Raw genomic sequence first — 20,416 nt, 5'->3', positions numbered from 1 at the left:
CACGGGCACATGTGACTCTTGTGTCCGCTTGTATCCGCTTTCTAGGATATATATGAGCTGTGATGAGTGCAGAAAGACAGAGCAAGGCCCCCATGAGGTCCATCGTCTCCTATGTGAGGCGGTCCGAGAAGCTGAACGACCGGCTGGCGAGGGCTTGGGCTCGGTATTCTTCCAAATATCTGCTCGATTTGGGCCAGGCTGAGGGTTCGTTGGCGGTTGCAGAGAATCTGCGTTGTGATGCAGCAATGATCAGGTCGGTCTGGGGACGGGATGCGCCGCTGATCGTCGAGATCGGATCGGGCCAGGGGGAGAACGTCGTGGCCAGCGCCCGGGAGCACCCCGATCTGAACTATCTGGCCCTGGAGGTCTATCAGCCAGGGCTGGCTCATACCATGCTGATGGCCGGTAAATCCGACCTGGATAATCTGCGGCTGGCCCAGGTCAACGCCCCGGACCTTCTGGCCCGTATGGATCCTGGACTAATAAACGAAGTCTGGACCTTCTTCCCCGACCCCTGGCCCAAGATGAAGCACCACAAGCGTCGTCTGGTCCAGCCGGCTCTGGCTGAAGAGCTGGCGAAGCGCCTGGTACCAGGCGGCATCTGGCGAATCGCAACCGACATCGAAGATTACGCCCTGCATGTGCATGAGGTGATGGATGGCAATCCGAAATTCAGGAACCTGGGCGATCTGCCAGTCAGCCTACCTACCCGGCATGTCGGCAAGGGGACGGCTGATCAGGCCAAATCCCTGCCTCATGCCATGTTCATGGAGTCGGAGCGGTTCGGCGGCAGGATCGTGACCAATTTCGAGCGTAAGGGGATCCAGGCCGGCCGGGTCATCCACGACCTGACCTATCAGGTTTCGGCAGACTGACCATAGAGTGCGCATAAACATGAAGAGCGAGGGAGGCCCCGATGGTCAAGAGGATAGTGGTGGGGATGCTGGCACATGTGGATGCCGGCAAGACCACCCTCTCGGAAGCCATGCTCTACCGGGGCGGGAGAATTCGCCGTCTGGGCAGGGTGGACCATGGCGATGCCTATCTGGACACCGACGATCTGGAGCGGCAGCGGGGCATCACCATCTTCTCCAAACCAGCCCGGCTGACCTATCGTGATGTCGATCTGACCCTCATCGATACACCTGGCCATGTGGATTTTTCGGCCGAGATGGAGCGGGTCCTGTCTGTCTTGGATTATGCCCTTCTGGTCGTCGACGCAACCGCTGGATTGGAAGGGTATGTCGACACGCTCTGGCGACTTCTGCCGCGCTACGGTGTGCCCACCTTCATTTTCGTCAACAAGTTGGATGCCCCTGGATCTGACGCCGCCCGCATACTGGAAAGCTGCAAGCAGCGCTGGTCTCCGGGCTGCTTCGATTTGAGCCGTGGACTTGGGCACGGTGATATGGAGGATGTGGCCCTGCTTGACGAGGGTGTCATGGATGAGTACCTCAAGACCGATGGCATATCGGATGAGAGTCTGGCAAGGCTGGTTGCCGGCCGCCGTCTCTTCCCATGTTTCCTTGGGTCTGCCCTGCGCCTGGACGGGGTCGACGCCCTCCTGGAGGGGTTGGAGCGGTACACCCTTTCGCCTGTGTACGGCAAACAGTTCGGTGCAAGGGTGTTCAAGGTATCGCATGATGACAAGGGTGCCAGGTTGACCTGGCTCAAGGTGACCGGTGGCGACCTGCCGGTCAAATCCTCTTTGACCACCGAGCTTCGTCATGGGGATGAAGCCAGCCAAGCATCGGGTTCTGTCGCGCAGGCGTACGGGACAGCCGGAGATATGGGGAGGAACGGACACGTTGAGACCAGGGAGACGGTTGATCAGCTTCGTGTCTATTCGGGGGCTTCCTATACGTTGACGGACTGCGCCCAGGCCGGAAGCATCGTGGCGGCAACCGGCCTTGACCTGACACGTCCGGGGCAGGGGCTTGGGTGCGAGCGGAAGGATCTGACTCCTGTGCTGGAGCCGGTGCTGTCCTATGCAGTGTCAGCCGAGGGGGTGGACCCGCACCACTTGTTGAACGCCTTGCGCATCCTGGAGGATGAGGATCCCCTCCTGCATGTGGTCTGGCAGGAACGGCTCCAGGAGATCCACCTGCGTATCATGGGCCAGGTTCAGTTGGAGGTGATTCAGGAGGAGCTGGATCGACGGTTCGGCATGCAGGTCTCCTTCAGCCAGGGCGGGATCCTATACAGGGAGACCATCGCGGCCCCCGTCGAAGGAGTCGGACATTTTGAGCCCCTCCGCCACTACGCCGAAGTCCACCTGCTCCTGGAACCCACGGAGCCGGGCAGCGGTCTCGGTTTCGCATCGACATGCAGTCTGGATCGCCTGGAGGGGAACTGGCAGCGGCTCATCATGACCCATCTGGCGGAGAAGGAGCATCTGGGCGTTCTGACGGGGTCGCCCATCACCGATATGCGCATCACCCTGCTGGACGGCCGCGGGCACATCAAGCACACCGAAGGCGGGGACTTTCGCCAGGCCACATACCGGGCCGTCCGGCAGGGGCTGATGAAGGCCCGCAATATACTGCTGGAGCCTTGGTACCATTTCAGACTCACCGTTCCCCAGGGGAATTTGGGCAGGGCCATGTCGGACATCTACCGGATGAAGGGCGGTTTCTCGGAGCCGCAGGCAGACGGGGATACTGTCGAACTGGAAGGGGATGCGCCGGTATCACAGATGCGTGATTATGCCATAGAGGTCAGCACCTACACTCACGGCCGTGGACATCTGACCTGTTTCTTCAACGGGTATCGTCCCTGCCAGGACCAGGATGCTCTTGTGGATTCCATCGGTTATGACCCCGAGTCCGACCTGGAGAACACCCCTGACTCGGTCTTCTGCGCCCACGGAGCAGGGTACCCGGTCAAATGGAACAAGGTGGAGGACTTCATGCACCTGCCCGGCGGCCGGTACATCTGAAGCACAGCCTTAAGGTTTGAGCTTGGTTATCCCCTGCATCGAGCGGTACGGGGAAAGAGCATTCTGGGCGGTCTGCCATTATCGGTTGATGATCCACCTAGAATTACGGACATGATCGATCATCTGACGCTGAAGGTTCGGGACATCCAGGCCTCCATCGATTTCTATAGCAAAGCCCTGGCACCATTGGGGTACGTGGCCAAGGCCCACCATGAGCCCACCATCGGGTTCGGTGCAGAGGATGATGGGGCCCATTCGGACTTCTACCTGACGCCGAGCGAGGACGGGGCCGGCTCACCGGTGACCCACATAGCCTTCAGGGCCGCCGATGCTGCAACGGTGGATGCCTTCCACAGGGAGGCGCTCGCTGCCGGAGGCCGTGACAATGGTGCTCCGGGGCTGCGCGATTATCATCCCAAGTATTATTCGGCTTTCGTCTTGGATCCGGACGGGAACAATGTCGAAGCTGTGGTGGACTGGTCAGGTGCCCAGGGGTGACTGCGTTAGTCCACATACGGGATCATGCCAGCCTTCGGAAAGTCGGGAAAGCCTAGGATGGCCGGTATGACCTATACAGCCGCATTTGACGTGGGGACCACGCAGGTCAAGGCCGTTCTTGTGGATGACCAGGGTTCTGTCAGGGTGTGTGCATCCAGCGGTCTCCTGCCGATTGACACAGGTGACGGGCGTATCGAACAGAATCCCGAGGATTGGTTGCAGGCCTTCATCGAGGTGTCCCGTGACCTTTTGGCCAGGGCCGGGCGGAGCATCAAGCACTTCAGGAGCGACCAGGTCACCGGCATCATCATGAGTGGGCAGATGCAGGATCTGATCGCCCTGGATGCGCAGGGGCAGCCAGTCGGGCCGGCGATCCTGTATGCGGACGGCAGGGCCGAAGAGGAGTCTGCCGAGCTGGTTGAAGCTTACGGGGCTGGGTCCTTCCGCGCTCGAGTGGGGAACCCGTGCGACGGGTCCCTGCCTGTAGCCAAGCTGATATGGATGTCCAGGCATCAGCCCCAACGGTATGCGCAGGTTCGCCATGTGCTCATCGATGCCAAGGATTATCTGATTTGGTGGCTGACCGGTGTCTACTGCGGCGATGTGACGGCCTGTTCGACGGCAGGTGCCATGGATCTGCGCTCGCGGACGTGGAGAAGGGACATCCTGGAAGCAGCAGGCGTGGATGCCGCGATCTTCCCGGAACTCCATTGGCCATGGGAAGGCGTTGGCACCAGCACGCCGGGCGCATCCGCTGCCACGGGGTTTGCTCCGGGAACCACGGTCTATGCGGGTATGGGGGATGCCGGGGCATCCACCTTGGCCGGCGGGGTGTTCCATCCTGGTCAGTTCAATATCAATTTGGGAACATCCGGGTGGATTGCCACAGTGACGAACCGGGCTGTAGCTGACCGCCCTGGAATGGTCAATCTGGCCTATCTGGGTACAGACAGCATCATCAACACGGTGCCATTCCTCAATGCAGGCAACGTGCATGCTTGGGCCACCGGAGTCTTTGCGGGGGGCGGTCCGACCGAGGGCGACGACGACCCCTATCGACGCATGGGGCACTTGTTGGAATCCAGCCCGGCGGGAGCGCGCGGTGTGATATGCCTGCCCTATCTGGTGGGGGAGCGCTTCCCGATGATGAATCCTTCGATCCGTGGAGCCTATGTCGGTATTTCTTTCCAGGCCACGGCAAGCGACCTTGCCCGAGCGGCGCTGGAAGGCGTGTCCTATTCGATTCGCCAGGGGCTCGACCTGCTGGGCATGCCCATCGAACGCGTCACCCTGATTGGTGGTGGCACCCGTGAGACCCAATGGTGCCAGATACTGGCGGATATCCTTGACGCGACCGTTCAGGTGCTTGATGATGCCCATCTCATGCCTGCAGCGGCCCTGGCAGAGCTGGTCTCCGTTGGCAAACGGACAGGTTCGTCTTCCAGGCCCGATCTGCAGGCCTTGGAGGAGCTGGTGGAAGCGAATCTTGTTGGACGGGTCTATTCACCTGACGACGCAAACCGCCATGTGTACGATGCCGGTTACAACCGGTTCCGGCGGCTGTATCCGGCTTTGGATTCCCTCCGGTAAAAACCCCCGAATGCAATCGCGCTTTATGATTTCTGTGAGTACAGTCGAGGTTTGCGGAATGATCACTCTGGAAATTTAGAATTTTCAAGCTTTTCGGTTTGAGACAATCATGTCTTCGAATGACAACGACAATTAGTGACTGTTCTCACTTAATCACGCGTTCTGCCATGTGAGGTTGTCGAAGGCCAATCAAGTAAAGTACTGTGTCAATTCCCTGATGAATCTGACATTAGGCTCAATGATTGAAAGTATAGAGGTTTCGAATATTGGAAAATGGTATTTTTGTTCTTCTCTTCAAAGAGATATAAGATTAACCAGTTGGTTGCAAGAGAAGGTTGGAAAATAAACTAATGACAAATCAACAATTACAAGGTATAAACACCCTCGAACAAGCCGCAGCTAAAATCGGACGTTCCCCAAACCTAATAGATCAAGCAATGAGAGCATTAAATCTTTCATTTCCTCTTTCTGAACAAGATTTAGAGAAGATTAAGAATTATATTGCATCTTTTCCTCATGCTTCAAGCACATCTGAACGAGTCCGACAAGAAGCGGAGGAAATTAATCCGCGAGATCAAGAGGATGAAGATACGCCAGATCTTGATTAACGTACCGTGTCTGTCGGTTTGACTGTGTAGCGGTATATCGACATTGGGCGTCAAACACTCTTTTTTACTATAGGTAAGATAATAATAATATTTTTTATTTTCTACCAAAGGTGCATTAGAGGGGATGTGATGATTCTCCTCAGATCTGCTGAAAGTTAACAATTTTAATTGTGCGATGCATGGCGATTTCGCGTTTAGCGCTTAAGCGAAAAGAAGATCTGAACCCCCGTATCAAAGCTAAGTGCATAGCTATATAGGGTTTGCCTCATGTGTGCATATCTCTATTTAATAGAAAAAAGAAATAAAACAACAAGATAAATCATCAAGCTAGATATAAATCTATATAGTGCACTTTTGTACCCCCGGAGAGAGTCGAACTCTCGCTGTCAGATTGAAAGTCTGGTGTCCTAACCGTTAGACGACGGGGGCGAACGTGCCCATGATACCCGCCCCCTGTGGACCAGGCAAGCCTGGTGTGCCGTCCGCTGGTCAGTGGTCCTCCTGGTCCAGCTCCTGGTCGCGCCGGTGGAAGAGCTCCATCTGTTCGCGAATCCAGACACGTTCCGCAGGGTTGATGTCGGCGGATTCCAGGTACTTCTGGTAGACGGGATAGAAGGCTCGCAGGATGGGGTAGATGGCGTAGAGGGTGTGCTCGGGCTTCTGCTCCCTGGTGTGCTGCGGGTGGGCGTCGAAGGTGTTCTTGAAGCGCTGCATGTAGTGGCGGAAGGACGTAAAGGAGGTGTCCATCCGGCGGGCGCTGATACCCACGTTCATGTCCTTGCAGTAGACCGTCTTGAACCCCTGGTCGATCAGGTGCAGGGAGATATCGACATCCTCGTGCATGATGTCCTCCTTGTCCCTGCAGACCTGGTTGCGTATGTTCCGCCAGGCCGTGGCGCGCAGGGCCATGTTGGAGCCATAGAGCAGGTATTGCCCGTCGTCCGCCCGGTAGATGGCTCGGCGAATGGTGTTGTCGCCCTTGAGTCCGATCCGCTTGCCCGGCATGTCGTAGTAGGCCACTGGCCCGGTGGCGCCCATGGCCTTTGTGTCCCGGGTGAAGATGCCGGAGACCACTTCGACCCAGTTGGGACGAAGCATGCAGTCCGCGTCGATCCGACCCAACACGTCGCCGGTGGCCCGGTCAAGTCCGTAATTGCGGGTTGGGATCAACCCCTGCTCACTGTCCTGATGGAGGAGCTTGACATGCTGGTCAGGGTGCTGATCGATGAATTTTTCGACGATGGAGGCCGTTGCGTCCGTGGAGTGGTTATCGACTACCAGTACCTCCTTGGGTGCCTGGCTCTGCCTGGTAGCGTTCAGGAGGCAGTCTTCAATGCGTTCTTCCTCATTCCAGGCGGGTATGACTATGGAAACGGTCAACATACCTCTCAGGATACGTGTGCCCGGATACACCGTCGGCTCAACCTGCGCCCAATAGCCCGCCATGTCAGCCATCTTGGGATAATGGAACATATGGCCAACGAGCAAAAGCAGCGCTTCGATTTCGCGACGGTCTTCCCGCCCAAGGGGGACCCGCGCCGACCTCCGGAATGGTTCGGCCGCGGCCTCCTCTACGTGGTCATAGCTGTCTTCCTGGCCTGGTTCGCCTACTCCTCCTGGTGGAAGATCGAATTCCTGGTTCTGGACGTGGTGATCGCCATCTTCGTCGCCCTGGCCATGGAGCCCTTGGTGCTCAGGCTGGTCAAGCACGGCTGGCGGCGGGGAGCGGCCTCGGCGGTCACCCTGATAGGCCTGATCATTATTGTGATTGTCCTCCTGGGCATGTTCGGCAATCTGCTGGTCCAGCAGGTCATCGGCATGGCCAACGGCTTGCCGGCCCTCTATGAGCAGGTGGCGGAATTCATCGCCAGCCGCACCCCCTGGCACCTGCCGGCCATGCAGGATCTGGGCGGGGAGATCGTCAAGAACATCCAGACATCCTGGGTGACTGACTTCGCCGGGCAGGCCCTGAACACCACCGTGGGGCTGGCAGGGTCCTTCATCAATATCATGACAGTTCTGCTGGTGATCTACTACATCTCCGCCGCAGGCCCCAAGCTGCGTCGCAGCCTCTGCCAGTGGCTGGCCCCCAGGAGCCAGCGCCGCTTCCTCTTCGTCTGGACCATCGCCCAGGACCAAATCTCCAGCTTCCTGTTCAGCAGGACCATCCTGGCGCTCATCTCCGCGGCCTGCATGTCGGTCTTCCTGGTCATCCTCAAGGTGCCCTACTGGCTGCCGCTGGCCCTGTTCTGCGGGCTGGTGTCCCAGTTCGTGCCCACGATCGGCACCTACATAGGCGGGGCCGTTCCCATCGTGGTGGCCTGGGGGAGCCGGGGACTGCTGATGGCTGTGATTGTGCTGGTCTACATCATCATCTACCAGCAGATCGAAAACATGATCCTGGCCCCCAAGATCTCCCAGCGGACCATGGATCTCAACCCGGCCATCGCCTTCCTGTCCGTACTGGCACTGGGCGCGGTCTTCGGCGCCCTTGGCGCCTTCCTGGCCCTGCCCCTGGCGGCCAGCTTCCAGGCCATCTTCTCGGCTTCGGTCAAGCATTACGAGCTGATTGACTCCCCGCTCATGCAGGATCCCAAGCCTGTCGGCAAGTCCAAGGTGGTCGAGGGCGTCGAGGCCTTCAACGAGCACGTGGTCCAGCCGGTGGCCAGCCATGTGGGCAGCCGGTCCGCAAAGGGAACCAGTGCCAGGGTTCGGGTGGAGGACCCTGTCATGACCATTGCCAGCCAGCTCTACCCGACATCCTCACCGACGGCCAAGGACCTGGACGAGTCGGCCACGGTGCCCATACCCAAGTCCGCCTCGGCCCCGGTAAAGCACAGACCGCTCAAGGGTACCGAGACCGGGGACGAGACCTCCGAGGGGGAGGACAACCCCCGCAAGGAGTGGCGCTGATGGCCCTGCTCAAAGTATTGGACGTTCTGATGATGCTGCTGGGCGGGGTGGGCATCGTCTACCAGGCCATCTGCATCGTCATCTCCTTCGTCTCCAAGCCGGTGGTCTTTCCAGAGGCCCCCTTCGACAAGCGCTTCGCCGTCCTTATTTCCGCCCGCAACGAGGAGCAGGTGGTTGGTCATCTGATCAACTCCATCAAGGAGCAGACCTATCCATTCTCCATGGTCGACATATGGCTGGTGGCCGACAACTGCACCGACGACACCGCTGGGCTGGCCAGATCCCTGGGCTGCCATGTGGTCGAGAGGCAGGACCCGGCCCGGGTGGGCAAGGGCTACGCTCTGACCTTCCTGCTGGAGCAGATACTCGATCGGGGTCTTGACTCCCGTTATGATGCCTACTTCGTCTTCGACGCGGACAACATCCTGGACCGTCATTACATCGAAGAGATGAACAAGGCCTTCCAGTCCGGCTTCCGCATACTGACCAGCTACCGGAACTCGGTCAACTTCTCGGACAACTGGGTCTCCTCAGGCTCGGCCCTATGGTTCATCCGCGAATCCCGGTTCCTCAACACATCAAGGATGGTCATCGGCTCCAGTTGCCATGTGGGTGGCACCGGGTTCATGTTCTCCAGGGAGGTTATGGAGCGCAACAACGGCTGGAAGTTCCATCTGCTGACCGAGGACCTGGAGTTCACCATGGACTCGGTTCTGCATGGCGAGCGCATCGGCTATTGCGGCACCGCCATCCTCTATGACGAGCAGCCGGTCACCTTCAAGCAGAGCTGGCGACAGCGGCTGCGTTGGAGCAAGGGCTTCCTCCAGGTCTTCCGCTACTACGGGCCTGCCCTGATCTCCCGGGCCTTCCGTGAACGCGACTTCTCAGCCGTGGACCTGACCATCCTGATCTGTCCCTTGACCGTCTTGGGCCTGGTCCGCTGCTTCTTCGGCCTGCTCTTCCCGGCTCTGGGTTTTGTGACCTGGACCAGCCAGGTGACCACCTTGATCGATGGCATTGCAGCTGGGATTCTGGGCCTCCTGGCCATGATGGGCCTGGCTGCCCTGACCGTGCTGGCCGAGCGGGACAAGATCGGCGCATCCAACAAGGAGCTTTTCGCCTACTGCCTGAGCTTCCCCATCTTCATGCTCAGCTACGTGCCCATCTCCTTCCAGGCCATTTTCGCCAATCCGGGATGGAAGCCCATCGAGCACTCAGGGCATTAAGGACGGTAGTCCCATAATCGGCAGCGAGATAGGGATACGCTAGAATTAAGGCCATGTCCGATGAAGCGCAAGCAACCAGCATGACCGCCCAGACGGCAGCGGTCCCTCCGCCAGATCCACAGGCAGCGGTTTCCATCCGTGCCCTGGTCAAGTGTTATCAGGGTCGGCCTGCTGTCAACGCCCTCTCTCTGGATATTCCCAGGGGATCCTTCTATGGGATAGTCGGCCCCAATGGCGCGGGGAAGACCACCACGCTGAACATGATGACCGGTCTCCTGGTGCCCGACTCCGGCAATGTCATGATCCTGGGCAGGGACGTGTGGTCGGACGTGGATACGGCCAAGCGGGTCATCGGCGTCATGCCCCAGGCCGATCAGATCTTCGATAGGCTGACGGGTCTGCAACTGCTGGTTTACTCGGGCATGCTTCGACGGATGCCGCGCAGTGAGGCGCTGGGCCGGGCCAGGGACCTGCTGGAGGCCTTCGACCTGACTGATGCCGGCGGCAAGCGGGTCTGTGATTATTCATCGGGCATGACCAAGAAGATCTGCCTGGCCACAGCCATGATTCATTCCCCCAGGCTCCTGGTGCTGGATGAGCCCTTCGAATCGGTCGACCCGGTCTCCAGCGCCAATCTCAAGGACATCCTGGCCGAGTATGTCGATACCGGAGGAACAGTGGTCATCTCCTCGCATGTCATGGCCCTGGTGGAGCGGATGTGCACCCATGTGGCCATCATCGACCATGGTCTGGTTCGGGCTGATGGTACGGTGGCCCAGGTCGCTTCCGGCGAGGATCTGGAGGATCGCTTCCTGGAGCTTGTCGGCGGCCGTCACCAGGCTAAGCGAATCGCCTGGTTGAACGGCTCCGGGTCCGAGGAAGACCAGGAGACGCAATGAGCGCGGCACCCACCATCATCGCCATGCGTTGGTCCATTACCTGGGGAACCACCAAGCGCTCCTCCTGGCAGATGGTCGGCGCCATCATCAGCCTGCTCATGGCCATAGGCATCTGCCTGGCCTCATGGCAGGGTGCGCTGACACTGGGGAGTTGGCTGCCCACTGCCGGTCCGGGCGACCGGCAGCGTATGGGAGCCATATTGGTCCTGTTCCTGGTCGGGTTGACTCTGGGAGTGATCCTGATTCAACTGGCCTTTCTGGGCCAGGGGTCGAACCTGAGCCCTTCGCGATTCGTTCTGTACGGGATTCCTGACAGCCAGCTGCAGGTGGGGCTCTACCTGGCTGGGCTGACCGGGCCTGCGGGATTGACAGGTCTTGTCTGCTTCCTGGCCCTGACGGCCATCTATGCCCGCATGGGTGTCGGAGCTGCGATCGTGGCTTTGATCGCAGCCCTGCTGGCTGTCCTGGTGATGCTGGCCTTGTCCCGGGCTGTTTTGGACCTGGTCGGTACCCTGGTGGTCTCCAAGCGCACTCGATCCGGGCTCTACCTGCTGGTCACCATGGTGATCATGCTTTTGTGCATGTTGCCCTCTCTGCTGGACAGCGGGATTATGGATGGCATTGCAGTCGACACTGAATCCCTCAAGTCCTTGGCCGACACATTGGCCTGGACGCCACTGGGCGCTGCTGTCCGTCTGCCGGAGGACTTCATTTCCGGATCATGGTGGGCTCTGGTCGGACGACTGTGTATGGAGCTGGCCACCCTGGCTCTCTGCTTCCTGATCGGCATGCTGTGCCTGCGTCATGACCGTTTGCATGCCGGGGCGAGTGCTGAACGGTCGGTTGCCCCCAAGGGGCTGGGGATGCTGGGCCGGTCCCGGGACGCTGTGGATGCCATGGCCGCGCGATTGCTGATCTATCTTCGTCAGGACCCCCGCAGGCTTGTTAGCTATCCGCTTCTACTTGTTGTGGTGATTCTATACGCGGTAATCTTCCGCCAGATGCCCATGATGCTATGGTTGGGGCCGGTTGTGGGCGCCTGGGTGCTGGAGGTTCCCGAGGGCAACGCATTGGCCTACGATGGGCTTGCCCTGCGCATGGAGATAGCGGCGGGAGTGAAGGGTCGCGAGGACCGGCTCTCGCGTGTCCGGAGCCATCTGAGCGTGGCCATGCCCTGCATACTCCTGCTTGGACTGGTGACTTTGGCGCTTTCCGGGGCGATGAAAGGGGGACGAGATCTGGTCATCTCCCTGAATATGCTGGCTGTGACCGTAGGATTGCTCCTGTCTGGGCTGGGAGTTGCCCAGGTCTTCTCGGCCCTGCTGATCTATCCGGTACCCTCCATGGACCAACCTTTCGCCTCACCACAGGGACGAGCCGTTGCCCAAGGCTTCCTGCCCTTGCTGCAGTTGCTGGCTAGCCTGGTGATCATGCTGCCCACCTTCCTGGTGGCATTACTGGCCATGACCACGGTCGGGATTCTTCCGCTCTGGCTGCCCATGCCCGTCGCACTGGCGAACGGTCTGATTGTGCTTGCCGTTGGTGTCGCTATAGGGTCTCGAATCTTCGATCGTCGTCAGTCGGCCATACTGCTGACTCTGGATCGATATGCCTCTCTGCAGTCCTGAGACAGTGACAGGACCAGTACTAGGCTAGTTGGATGATGCCGACCGAGCCGAACCCGGTTGGCGAAGGCAAGTCCGGGAGTGAGCAATTGGGTGACAGACTTCAGCTGCGCATGACACGCCGTCGTCGGATCAAGCGACGCTGGCGGGTGGCCTTGGCCATGCTTGTGGCTGTCGTGCTTGTCGTCGGCTATGCGTGCATGGACTTGGCCGATCTGGTACCCGGACCTCTGACCTTGGCAAAGACCAGTCATTCTTCGGTCCCCCCTGCTGTCTTGATGGGCGAGCCGCCGACCCTGGTCGCAGACAAGCCTGGATCCGCAGTGGATGCCGGTCAGGTTCAGCAGTTGGTTAACACTTTCGCCGGCACGCCGGGCCTGGGCAATGCATACTCGCTGGTCGTCCGGCAGGCTGATGGGCGCGTGCTTGCTCAGAAGAACGCCGATCAGGCGCGCCAGCCGGCCTCCACCATGAAGACCTTGACAGCAGCCGCCGCCGCATCCGTTCTGGATATGTCCTCACAACTGGATACTGAGGCGGTTCTGAATTCCTCTTCCTCCTCGCAGGCGACGCTGACCCTACGCGGTCACGGCGATATGCTGCTGGGGGTCGGCAAGGACGATCCCCTGCACGTCAATGGCCGGGCCGGCCTGGGGACTCTGGCCGAGAAGACGGCCCAGGCCCTGCACCAGCAGGGGATCAGCCGAGTGACCCTGGCCTACCAGGACACGCTCTTCGGCGACGATCGGTCGCCGAAGGGAATCGAAGCAAACAATGCTGATGGAATCTACTTCCAGGAACCTGTCGCTATGGCCGTGGATGAGGCCAGGCAGGGACGGGCCGAGCCTTTTGCCTATCCGGACGCGGGCGGGGTCTACCTGCCCAGGGTCCAAAACCCCGCAGGGGCTGCTGCAGCAGTCTTTGCCAGTCGCCTGAAGGATTCCGGGATCCAGGTGGACAATGCCCAGGGTCCTGATCGGACCGACCATGCCCAGGGCAAGGTTGTGGCCCGTATCCGCTCGGCACGGCTCAGCGAGATCATGTCGCTGATGCTGCGCAACTCCGACAACAGCCTGGCCGAGCTCTTCGGCCGTCTGACCGCCTTGGCCCTGAACACGCCCAACAGCCCTGCCGGGGCTGTGAAAGCCGTGACCAGCACGCTGAACAAGCTGGGCGTAGATACCACGGGCCTCAACATGGCCGACTGCTCGGGGCTGACCCCTGGCTCCAGCCTCAAGGTGGGCACCTTGGCGGACGTCCAGCAGCTGGCCCTGTCCGAGAAGGGGCTCACCCCCCTGGTCAAGGGTCTGTCGGTGGTGGGGCTGACCGGCACAGCAGCCAGGCGGAAAATAGACAATCAGGCTGATGGGCTGATCCGGGTCAAGACCGGCACCTTGGACCATGTGACTTCACTGGCGGGCAATGTGATTCGGCGCTCAGGCGGTGTTCTGGTCTTTGCCGTAGTCGTCAACGATCCCGAGGATGTGGCTGCTGCCCGGCACGCTGTGGACACCCTGGTCGGATCCCTGGATCGGCTCTAAGTAGGAAGCGGCCTGGACCATGGTCTATTCGGCAGAGATGAAAAAGGCGGTGGGGCTCCTGCGTTCGACCCTGGACCGGGAGGGCCTAGGCTTGCAGGATAAGCGGTTCGCCCATCACGGGGTGCACCGGCCCGATCCGGATGCCCCACTGATTCTGGTGGCATGCTCGGGAGGGCGGGACTCCCTGGCCCTGGCCTGCGTGGCCCACCTGGTGGCCGATATGACCGGGTTGCGGTGTGGGGCCCTGCTAATCGATCATGGCCTGGTGCCGGATTCGGATCGGATCGCCGAACGTGCGGCTGGAACCTGCAGGGGGCTGGGATTGGATCCTGTCCGCGTCACCAGAGTGGATGTACCCGTTACTTCGGCCGGCCCTGAGGCTGACGCCCGTGCGGCCCGTTATCAGGCCCTCTCCGAGCAGGCCCTCAAGCTTGGCGCCAGGGTCGTCCTCCTGGCGCACACCCGTGACGATCAGGCTGAAACGGTGCTGATCGGCCTGATCCGCTCCCAGGGGCTGGAGGCCATCACCGGCATGGCCCGGCGTGTGGAACGCGGAGGAATGCGCTACCTGCGCCCATTCCTTGACCTGGACCGGAAGGACACCACGGCCATTTGCCGCCAGCAGGGGATTCAGTGGTGGGACGACCCCACCAACGGCGACGATCAGCCGGCCGGTTCCGCGCTTCCCGAGACGCTGCCGTTGCGCTCGCGGATCCGCCACGACCTGCTGCCCGCCTTGAATCGCTTTGCTGGCCGGGACATGGTCCGCCGTCTGGCCCTGGGCGCGGATATGGCCCGTCTGGATCAGGATTATCTGGACACCCAGGTGGATGGGTTGTTCCAGCGGCTGGTCGCCCGCCCTGACTCGGACCAGAGAGCCGAGGGGGTGCTGGCCCGCCTGGACGCCCTCGGATTGGCCGACTGCCACCCGGCCCTGCGCACCCGCCTGCTGGCCCAGGTGCTGACCAGGCTGGGCATACGGTTCACGGCCGTGCAGGTCAGGGCCCTGGATGATTTGGTCTGCCGATGGCACGGTCAGCAAGGGCCACGCTTTCCCAGCTCCCATACAGCAATCCGTAAGGGTCAAGTCATTCTCATATGCAATGATGGAGACCATGCGCATCGCTGATATTCAATCCCATATCGACCATGAACTGGTGTCCAAGGAACGGATAGAAGAGCTGATCAACCGGACGGCCGAACAGGTCAGCCGGGATTACCGGGGTAAGAACCCGATCATGCTGGCCGTGCTCAAGGGGGCTTTCAACACGCTTGCCGCCCTCTCACAGGCCGTCACCATACCGGTTCAGATCGAGTTCATGAGCATTTCCAGCTATCCGGCCGGCAAAACCAGCGTTTCCAAGGGAGACCTGGACATCAGGATGGATCTGGACTGCGATGTGCGCGGACGGCATATTCTGATCGTTGAGGATATTATCGATTCCGGCTACACCTTGCACTGGTTGGTTGAGCATCTCAAGGAGCGAGGAGCTGCATCGGTGGAGATTTTCACCCTGCTGGACAAGACCTCGCGGCACGAGGTCGAGGTGGATGTCAAGTATCCGGGGTTCGCCATACCCGACGAATTCGTTGTGGGCTTCGGGCTGGATTACGACGAGCAGTATCGTAATCTTGACTCGATAGCCGTACTCAGGTCCGAGGAATACATGGACCCGACCCAGGAACAGGATCATCAGGATCAGGGGGAGCAGTCATGAGCTACTCGCAGGGACCGCAGCAGGGTCCGCCCAATGGAGGCAGGGACAACGGGGACAAGGGCAACAACCCCTTCAACTTCAACCTTGGCAACAACGGCTCCGGCCCCAACGGGGGCAACCGCTCCTTCTGGCGTTCCCCCTGGCTCTGGGGGATTCTGGCCGTGGTCATCATCCTGTCAATCTTCGGCTTCTTCAGCAGCCAGAACGGCGCTCAGACCATCAATACCCAGGATGGCCTGGAGCTGCTGAACGACCGCAGCAGCATGGTCAAGAAGGCCGAGATCACCGAGAAGATGCAGGTCGTCGAGCTCAAGCTCAATAGCGACTTCGTCAAGGATGTACCCGGCTTCCGCGGCAACCGCACCTCCAAGAACTTCGGCAAGGATGTGCAGTTCTACTACGTGGAGGCCCAGGGGGAGCAGGTCGTCAAGGCCGTCGAAAAGGCCAAGCCCTCCGAGGGGTACAACTCGGTGGTGCCGCAGACCAGCATGATGAGCTACCTGATCTCCTCCATCCTGCCCATGCTGATCATTCTGGGGGTCTTCTGGTTCCTGCTCTCGCGCATGTCTTCGGCGGCCGGCGGCGGCATGTTCGGCATGGGGGGCAAAAAGAACTCCGCCAAGCTCAGCGACGGACAGACCCCCAAGACCAAGTTCTCGGACGTGGCCGGCGAGGAGGCCGCAGTCCAGGAGGTGGAGGAGATCAAGGAGTTCCTCAAGGATCCCTCCAAGTACAAGGCCCTGGGAGCCCGCATACCCCGTGGCGTCCTGCTCTATGGTCCCCCCGGAACCGGCAAGACCCTGCTGGCCCGGGCCATCGCCGGTGAGGCCAGCGTGCCCTTCTACTCCATGGCAGGATCAGACTTCGTCGAGATGTTCGTCGGTCTGGGCGCTTCCCGGGTGCGTGACCTGTTCGACGAGGCCAAGAAGAATGCGCCGGCCATCATCTTCATCGACGAGATCGATGCAGTGGGCGGCAAGCGCGGCTCCGGCATGAGCGGCGGTCACGATGAGCGCGAGCAGACCCTGAACCAGCTGCTGGTCGAGATGGACGGCTTCGACAACGACACCAACCTGATCATCATTGCAGCCACCAACCGTCCGGACATTCTGGATCCGGCCCTGCTCAGGCCCGGCCGGTTCGACCGTCAGGTGGCCGTGGAGGCTCCAGACCTGGAGGGCCGCGAGGCCATCCTCAAGGTCCACGCCAAGGGCAAGCCCTTCGTGCCGGATGTGGACCTGCACACTGTGGCTGTGCGCACGCCCGGCTTCACCGGCGCCGACCTGGCCAACGTGCTCAACGAGGCGGCCCTGCTGACCGCTCGCTCCGATGCCCAGCTGATCGACAACCGGGCCATCGACGAGGCCATCGACCGTGTGCTGAGCGGACCTCGGCGGCGGACCAAGGGCATGGCCCTGGCTGAGATGCGCAACACCGCCTACCACGAGGGCGGCCACGCCATGGTTGCTGCGGCCCTGCACCACACCGACCCGGTCACCAAGGTGACCATTCTGCCGCGTGGACGGGCCCTGGGTTACACCGCGGTCATGCCTACCACAGACCGGTACTCGCAGTCCCGCAACGAGCTGCTGGACCAGATGGCCTACGCCATGGGTGGCCGGGTGGCGGAAGAGGTGGTCTTCCACGATCCGACCACCGGCGCCTCCAACGATATCGAGAAGGCCACCAGCATCGCCCGGCAGATGGTCCTGCAGTACGGCTTCTCATCCAAGCTGGGAGCCATCAAGTGGGCAGATGAGAACGACCAGGATGCCGGACTCGATGCCCTGAAGCCCCACAACTATTCGGAGAAAACCGCCGAGGCCATCGATGAGGAAGTCCACAATCTTATCGAGACGGCCCACCAAGAGGCCTGGCAGATCATCACCCAGAACCGTGACGTACTGGACGAGCTCGTCCGACAGCTGCTGGTCAAAGAGACCCTGAACAAGGACGAGCTGGCTGCGGTCTTCGCAGGCTTGCGCAAGGCTCCCGAACGTCGGCTCTGGCTGTCTGCACCGGATCGGCCGGACTCCGAGCAGCCTCCGGTGGAGATTCCTGAGGAGCTCAGGCGCAGCGTGAACGGGTCGTCCGCAACGGACCAGCACTGAATTCCGGATCGGCTCGGTGAAATACACGTTGCCGGGCCGTGCGGCAGTGAATGTTCCAAGGCGAGGGAGGAGCGTACATCATGGATTCCATCCGTCTTAGTTCCATCAAGGTCGCACCCCTGCATGGCCGGCAGAAGCCAGGGTTCAGATACCAGGTCGATGCCGTCCTCTACCTGGATTTGAGTGAGGCAGGCAGGCTCAACGACGGCACTCAGACCGTGGACTATGTGCAGATTGTCCGTCGGATCGTCAACCTGATTCAAAGCGAGCCGGCTGACGAGATTCTGGAATCCCTGACCGCCAAGGTGGCTGATGCCATCCTGCTCTCCCACCAAATCCGCCGCACCCGGGTCACGGTCACCCGTCTGGGCGCTGACCAGGGAACAGGGGTCGATTTTCAGGTGGGCGTCACCCTTGAGCGTGCATCCGATGATCAGGTGGAAGGCAACCCTGCCAGCATGGAATCCGGGCGGGTTAGCAGCGGCGGGAATCCTTCTTTAGGACATCCCTCCTTCCTGCTGTCTGGTCAGGCCGATTCTGGCCATGCGGCGCAGGCCCGGCTGCGTCACCCCGTAACCTCCTCCACGCAGAACGGCCTGTCCTCGGATCCGGAGAATGATACTGATGCGTCCAGTCGGCCGACTGCTGAGGGAGCCAAGCCACAGGGCCTTCTGACGCGTGATGTGATTGCGCTGGAGGGAGCATCGGGAACCGATCGGTTGACCATGCTCCGTGCTCTTGCAGCCCTTGACGGAATTCCCGGCAGTCAGCTGGTCGGCATCTCGCCCCTATATGCCTACCGGGATGATCGGGGGAATCAGCGTCTATCGGCTGTGGTTATTCTGCAGACGCCGCTGAATCTGGAGGAGCTGCGGTCGGCCCTGGACATGGTGGCAGCCCCAATCAGGCAGATGGGCGGGCTGGATGCCGATGTGGTGGAGGTGGAGACCTTGGACGGTTCGGTCCCCTCTCCCCAGGACCGTCCGCCTCTGCTGGCCGCCGATGCTCCATCGCGCATTCTGATTCCCTGGGCCTATTTGGAGCCTGAACACTGCCTGCCGGGTGCTGGCGGATCCTGTCTGGCCAGCCTGGCCAACCGTGCACCTGACCGTGACCGTATCAGCCTGGTCTCGGAGGACTGGATTCTGGACGGTCTGTCATGAGGGCCCGCCGCACCCCGCTCGCGCACTATCTGGTCGCCCTGGTTCTGGGCCTGATGGGAGGCGCCGGCATCTCGGAACTGGGCATGTCAACCAGGACGGACCTCATGGGGGTTCCCTGGCTGGTCAGCGTATTGCTCTTTCTGCTGGGGTTGGCCATCCTGATCATGGCCTTCCAGGTGCATCGCTACGCCAAGGGGGACCGCAAGCAGATGGATTTGCGCTTCGCGGTCAACGTGCTGATCATGAGTAAGGCCTTGGGCATTGCCTGCGCCGCCCTGTTGGGCTGGTACGGCAGTCAGGCCCTGATCAGCATGGGCCATGCAGGCGCTCCCTATTACATGCGGGTCATGCAGGAGTGCCTGGTCGCATCCCTGGTCTGTTTGATCGATGTGGTGGCGGGTGCCGTGGGGGAGTGGCTCTGTCAACTGCCCCCGGATGACGGACCTGAAAACCCCGACCGGCGCAAGTCCTCACAAAGACCCATGGCCGATGCGGCCGACACCGCTGACAGGGCGGAGACAAAGGCCGATTCCAGTGAAAGACATGGCTGATCGGCGTTCAAGGCCGTCGCTGAGAAATTCCTGAATCCGGTCGGCTGCTGTCGAATTGGCTGCTGACCCTTTGCTTGGGAAACGCGATGATCTGGTGGCCGCTCAGCCCTTGGGAACCCTGATCATGGCCTCCTGAACCATGAAGGCGGCCAGGTCACCCTGGCGGTTGTAGACCTTGGCCATGCATAGGCTGCGACCGTGGTCGGCTACGGGGGATTCCTGAATAAAGCAGTGCCAGTCGCAGGGATCCAGGTCCTGATACCACCACATGGCATGGTCGATGGAGGCGAAGGAGATCCCCGGGGTGGTCATGCTCAGCCCGGCACGGCGCAGGGCAGGCTCCATCATGATCTGATCGCACTCCATGGCCAGCAGGGCCCGGCGCATCAGCGGGTCCATGTCGGCCCTTCCCTGGGTGCGGCTCCATACGGCCTGGCGGCTCCTGCTGTCATCCTCGGAATCTTTGTTTTCTGCATCATCTGCGTCGTCCAGCAGGACCGTGCCGCCGACATGGCGCATATCGAAGGGGCTCTGATGGGCGTAGTAGTCCGCGAAGGGGGACTTGTCGGCATAGGGTTCCATAAGCTCCCGGGAACCAGGCAGGTCCTCGGGATCAGGCAGTCCCGTCGGCATGGGGTCGGCATAGCGGACGCCCTCCTGGCCGACCTGCTGGTAGGAGAGCAGAGCGTTCAGGATGGTCCGTTCCCCCTGGTGCAGGTCAACCCGTCGGGAGGAGAAGGAACGTCCGTCACGGATGGTCTCCACTTCCGCATGGACATCCTGATTCAGGAGTCCTGTACGCAGGTAATAGGCGTGCATGGAATGAGGCAGTCGACCCTCGGGCACGGTCCGCCCGCCGGCCATGATGGCCTGGCCCAGCAGTTGGCCTCCGTAGAGGCGGCCAGTGGGGAAGTCCAGCGATTTGCCCAGGAAACGGGAACGGCCATCGGCGGGCTGCTGCTCCTGCAGGTTCAGCCCAGCGATGGCCTGGGCCAGTGCTTCATCCTCGGTGCTCATGCTTCTCCTCGGCCCTCG

General features: G+C 60.7%; 17 protein-coding genes and 1 tRNA gene. 15 read left to right on the top strand and 3 right to left on the bottom strand.

All coding sequences use genetic code 11. The features are described from left to right. Positions 1–62: 62 nt before the first annotated feature. The 5 genes from trmB to H3S97_RS01360 all read left to right on the top strand — a co-directional run bounded on the left by trmB (position 63) and on the right by H3S97_RS01360 (position 5,634). Positions 63–875, top strand: coding sequence for a tRNA (guanosine(46)-N7)-methyltransferase TrmB (gene trmB, locus H3S97_RS01380; protein ID WP_198182830.1), 813 nt, complete (start codon positions 63–65; stop codon positions 873–875). Positions 876–916: 41 nt separating this feature from the next. Continuing rightward, complete coding sequence (locus tag H3S97_RS01375; protein WP_198182828.1) at positions 917–2,938, top strand: elongation factor G; 2,022 nt, start codon at positions 917–919, stop codon at positions 2,936–2,938. Between the two features lie 111 nt (positions 2,939–3,049). Next, positions 3,050–3,436: a VOC family protein gene (locus tag H3S97_RS01370; RefSeq protein ID WP_198182826.1), complete on the top strand. Its 387-nt coding sequence runs from the start codon at positions 3,050–3,052 to the stop codon at positions 3,434–3,436. A 66-nt stretch (positions 3,437–3,502) separates the two neighbouring features. After that, on the top strand, positions 3,503–5,026 hold the full coding sequence (locus H3S97_RS01365) for a xylulokinase (RefSeq protein ID WP_408610406.1): 1,524 nt from the start codon (positions 3,503–3,505) through the stop codon (positions 5,024–5,026). 350 nt (positions 5,027–5,376) lie between these two features. Beyond that, on the top strand, positions 5,377–5,634 hold the full coding sequence (locus tag H3S97_RS01360; protein WP_198219413.1) for a hypothetical protein: 258 nt from the start codon (positions 5,377–5,379) through the stop codon (positions 5,632–5,634). A 357-nt stretch (positions 5,635–5,991) separates the two neighbouring features. Here H3S97_RS01360 and H3S97_RS01355 read toward each other — a convergent pair. Beyond that, positions 5,992–6,063 (bottom strand) — tRNA-Glu (locus tag H3S97_RS01355). Positions 6,064–6,123: 60 nt separating this feature from the next. Further along, positions 6,124–7,017, bottom strand: a complete 894-nt coding sequence (locus H3S97_RS01350; RefSeq protein WP_198219412.1) for a glycosyltransferase — start codon at positions 7,015–7,017, stop codon at positions 6,124–6,126. Positions 7,018–7,107: 90 nt separating this feature from the next. Here H3S97_RS01350 and H3S97_RS01345 point away from each other — a divergent pair, with 90 nt between their 5' ends. The 10 genes from H3S97_RS01345 (at position 7,108) to H3S97_RS01300 (ending at position 19,381) form a co-directional block, all read left to right on the top strand. After that, positions 7,108–8,547, top strand: a complete 1,440-nt coding sequence (locus H3S97_RS01345; RefSeq protein ID WP_198182822.1) for an AI-2E family transporter — start codon at positions 7,108–7,110, stop codon at positions 8,545–8,547. Further along, on the top strand, positions 8,547–9,773 hold the full coding sequence (locus H3S97_RS01340) for a glycosyltransferase family 2 protein (protein ID WP_198219411.1): 1,227 nt from the start codon (positions 8,547–8,549) through the stop codon (positions 9,771–9,773). The genes H3S97_RS01345 and H3S97_RS01340 overlap by 1 nt, the downstream gene beginning before the upstream one ends. A gap of 53 nt (positions 9,774–9,826) precedes the next feature. Then, a complete protein-coding gene (locus H3S97_RS01335) occupies positions 9,827–10,672 on the top strand; it encodes an ABC transporter ATP-binding protein (RefSeq protein WP_198187401.1) in 846 nt (281 codons plus the stop codon). Beyond that, complete coding sequence (locus H3S97_RS01330; protein ID WP_198219410.1) at positions 10,669–12,300, top strand: hypothetical protein; 1,632 nt, start codon at positions 10,669–10,671, stop codon at positions 12,298–12,300. Before H3S97_RS01335 ends, H3S97_RS01330 begins: the two co-directional genes overlap by 4 nt. Before the next feature lie 110 nt (positions 12,301–12,410). Continuing rightward, the gene (dacB, locus tag H3S97_RS01325) at positions 12,411–13,838 is read left to right on the top strand and encodes a D-alanyl-D-alanine carboxypeptidase/D-alanyl-D-alanine endopeptidase (protein WP_198180345.1); all 1,428 of its coding nucleotides are present in this window, start codon (positions 12,411–12,413) and stop codon (positions 13,836–13,838) included. Positions 13,839–13,857: 19 nt separating this feature from the next. Then, positions 13,858–14,967, top strand: coding sequence for a tRNA lysidine(34) synthetase TilS (gene tilS, locus H3S97_RS01320; RefSeq protein ID WP_198219409.1), 1,110 nt, complete (start codon positions 13,858–13,860; stop codon positions 14,965–14,967). After that, positions 14,954–15,556, top strand: a complete 603-nt coding sequence (gene hpt, locus H3S97_RS01315) for a hypoxanthine phosphoribosyltransferase (RefSeq protein ID WP_024626706.1) — start codon at positions 14,954–14,956, stop codon at positions 15,554–15,556. Before tilS ends, hpt begins: the two co-directional genes overlap by 14 nt. Then, positions 15,553–17,667, top strand: a complete 2,115-nt coding sequence (gene ftsH / locus H3S97_RS01310; RefSeq protein ID WP_198219408.1) for an ATP-dependent zinc metalloprotease FtsH — start codon at positions 15,553–15,555, stop codon at positions 17,665–17,667. The genes hpt and ftsH overlap by 4 nt, the downstream gene beginning before the upstream one ends. 80 nt (positions 17,668–17,747) lie before the next feature. After that, positions 17,748–18,830, top strand: coding sequence for a dihydroneopterin aldolase (locus H3S97_RS01305; RefSeq protein ID WP_198219407.1), 1,083 nt, complete (start codon positions 17,748–17,750; stop codon positions 18,828–18,830). Next, entirely contained in the window at positions 18,827–19,381 is a 555-nt protein-coding gene (locus H3S97_RS01300; protein ID WP_198180331.1) for a DUF3180 domain-containing protein, read from the top strand. Before H3S97_RS01305 ends, H3S97_RS01300 begins: the two co-directional genes overlap by 4 nt. 102 nt (positions 19,382–19,483) lie before the next feature. Here H3S97_RS01300 and H3S97_RS01295 read toward each other — a convergent pair whose 3' ends face one another. Then, positions 19,484–20,398 (bottom strand): acyl-CoA thioesterase, encoded by a 915-nt coding sequence (locus H3S97_RS01295; RefSeq protein ID WP_198219406.1) that lies wholly within the window; start codon positions 20,396–20,398, stop codon positions 19,484–19,486. Positions 20,399–20,416 lie beyond the last annotated feature (18 nt).

Origin of the sequence: Bifidobacterium choladohabitans (assembly GCF_016102005.1) — a bacterium.
GTDB classification, from domain to species: Bacteria; Actinomycetota; Actinomycetes; order Actinomycetales; family Bifidobacteriaceae; genus Bombiscardovia; species Bombiscardovia choladohabitans.
Note: the sequence above shows the minus strand (reverse complement) of the source record. Positions and strands in the feature narration are given on the sequence as shown.